The 2,991-nt window shown below is 59.8% G+C and carries 2 protein-coding genes; both read left to right on the top strand.

Annotation, left to right across the window (positions count from 1 at the left end; genetic code table 11):
* A partial coding sequence (locus EYB53_RS16125; RefSeq protein ID WP_167857440.1) for a cohesin domain-containing protein occupies positions 1-1,493 on the top strand: 1,493 nt, incomplete at its 5' end.
* A gap of 197 nt (positions 1,494-1,690) precedes the next feature.
* Positions 1,691-2,991: cohesin domain-containing protein (locus tag EYB53_RS16130; RefSeq protein WP_371879123.1), on the top strand; the 1,301-nt coding region annotated here is incomplete at its 3' end.

Raw genomic sequence — 2,991 nt, forward strand, 5'->3', positions numbered from 1 at the left:
GAACCTATACGCTGACCCCGACGAAGGAGGGGTATCGCTTTGAGCCAGCGACACGCAATGTGACGGTCAACGCCAATGTGACCGGACAGGATTTTGCGGCCCGCGCCAATCCGGCAACCGGGGTGGTGATGGAACTCAAGCCTGCCGCAACGACGATGCCGGTGAGTGGCACAATAAACGTGGCGCTTGAGATTCGCACGGGTGACTATGACGTAGATGCCGCCGCTGCCTATCTGACCTTCGATCCCGAGGTGCTCGAAGTCACGCAGGTGGTTGCCGGTACCGCTTTCCCAATTAGCTTGCTCGAAAAACTGGACAATACGGCTGGCACGCTTGATCTCGCTCGTGGCATCATCACAGCACCGTGGCCGCAAGGAACCTTTACGCTGGCGACTGTGACTTTCCGTGCCAAACAGGTTGCCCCAGACGGAACCGCATTGACGTTAAGCCAGGTGGCTCCGCGCCAGAGTGATGTTACCTTTCAGGGGGCGTCGCTTCTGGAAAACGTCCGACCTGCAACGATCACGGTCATTGAAGGTGCGCCCTTTACCGTCGCCGTCCAGCTTCAAGGACGCCCTCAACCACCACATGCGCGTCTGCAGGTGCCGCTTGAAGTAGCCCTGCATGTGCCGAGCGCGACCACGGCGCTCTATCGTGCGCAACACACGACCGACGATCGGGGGCAGTTCCAGCTTCCGGGGGTGGTGTCTGATACCTATACCCTGCGCGTGAAACATCCCCAGTCGCTGCGCGTTGCGCGTACACTGGCCTTGAGCGATACGGCCCAGGTGATCCAGATGGGTGCGTTGCCGACGGGCGATGCAAATAATGACAATCGCATCACCGTGCTCGACTTTTCGCTGCTCGCCGGGACGTTCGGGCGCATGAGCGGTACGGCTGGCTACGATGCACGGGCTGATTTCAATGGCGATGAGATGATTAGCGTCGTTGACTTCTCGTTACTGGTAAGCAATTTTGGCCAGTCGGGTGAGCCAGATGTGCTGAACGCCAGCCGCGCGGGGTTGGCCCAGGAACCGCTGACGCTTGCGCAGGTACGTCGCGATGTCAGGGCCGGTGAGGAGGTTACGTTGCAGGTGGCGGTTGAAGCGCCTTCGGGTGGGCTTGATGGCATTGCGGCCTATTTCGACTTTGACCCGGCAGTCTTGGAGGTGGTCGATCTGGTCGTCGATCCGACCCTGGAAATGGAATTGCAGCGTGAGGTGCTGCCCACTGCGGGGCAGATCAATCTGGTTCGCGGGACGCTCAACCCAACACCGCCGACCGGGGTTGTTCCGCTCGCGACGATGACCTTCCGTGCGCGGCGCGATGCGCAGGGAACCCAGATCACGCTGGTGGACGATCACGCCCTCCGTCAGAGCTTGGTGACCCTGCGTGGGCAAGCCCTCACGCCAGATCAAGCGCCGTGGCAGTTGACCCTGACTAGCTCAGGTAGCCGGGTCTATTTGCCCCTGATCCGCCGGTTTGAAGGGTAAGTGTTCACACTTGTCCTGGGAGCGAGGGCGTTCCCTCGGAATGCCTTCGAGGGCGAGACGCCCTCGCTCCCGGGCGGGTACGACGCCGTCGTTCCGAGGGCATTCCCTCGGAATGCCTTCGAGGGCGCGACGCCCTCGCTCCCAGGGTGGTGCTTTGCTTTACCCTCTGACCAGCACTTATCGTTTTGAGGTTTACTATGGCTCCAATCCGTCGCCTGTCATCCTTCCTCTGGTTCAGATTGTTCATGACCGCGCTGTTGCTAGCAGGTCTAGCTTGGCCCCTCGTCCCGCTCCGTGCCGAGTCATCAATCACATTGCAACTCAATCCCTCTACCTTAACCCTTGCGCCAGGCGCAACTGCAACCGTGACCATTGAGGTCGAAGCCAGTGCCCGTTCGGTAGATGGTGTCGCCGCCTTTCTCAACTTTGATCCCGCACGTGTGGCGCTTGAGTCCTTGCAGGTTGGGCCGGCCTTCCCAGTGGTTTTGCTCAACACGATTGATCCCGTTGAAGGCACGGTTGATCTGGTAGTGGGCGCACTCAACGCCCCCTTCCCCAGCGGAACCTTTGCGGTCGCCACGTTCGAAGTGCGTGCCCTGAACGTTGAAGGCACGACGACCCTCACCTTTGATCGCGGTGAACCCGACCTACTTCGCCAGAGTGATCTTACCTGGGCTGGCACTTCAATCCTGGAAGCAATCAGGGATTTGACCCTGGAGATTGCCGAGGTTCCGACGGAGACGGCGACTCCAACGCCGACCTTGACTCCAACGCCGACCTTGACTCCAACGCCGACCTTGACTCCAACGCCGACGGCGACGTTGACGCCGACCTTGACCGCGACGCCGACAGCGACGTTGACGCCGACCTTGACGGCGACGTCGACCCCAACCGCTTCACCAACGCCGACTACGACGTCGACCCCAACCGCTTCACCAACGCCGACTACGACGCAATTGCCAACAGCAACACCTTCTCCCAAACCTCAAATAATGTTACGTCTTAGCCCATCAACGCTGACGCTTGCTTCCGGGGCAACGGTAACCGTGACGATAGAGGTGGTGGCAGGGGCTAGCATGGTTGACGGTGTCGCGGCATTCCTCGATTTTGATCCCAGCATGGTTGCGATTCTGAAGGTTGAACCAGGCTCGGCCCTACCTGTGCGTCTCTTGAGTCAGGTTAATAACACTGAAGGTACCCTGGATCTGGTCGTTGGTGCGCTACAGGCTCCCTTCCCGAGTGGTACGTTTGTTGTAGGCACGTTTGCCTTGCAAGCCCTCAATGATGAAGGTACGACTGAGCTTGCCTTTAATCTGGGTGAGCCATCACTCTTGCGGCAGAGTGATCTTACCTACGCCGGAACCTCGTTACTTGAGACGACCCGTGGCTTGACCGCTCAGATCACATCAGTTCCACTCCCCACGGCGACGATGACCCCTAGCCCGACGATGACCCCTAGCCCGACGATGACCCCTAGCCCGACGATGACCCCTAGCCC

Source organism: Candidatus Chloroploca mongolica, assembly GCF_004762035.2.
Lineage (GTDB): Bacteria > Chloroflexota > Chloroflexia > Chloroflexales > Chloroflexaceae > Chloroploca > Chloroploca mongolica.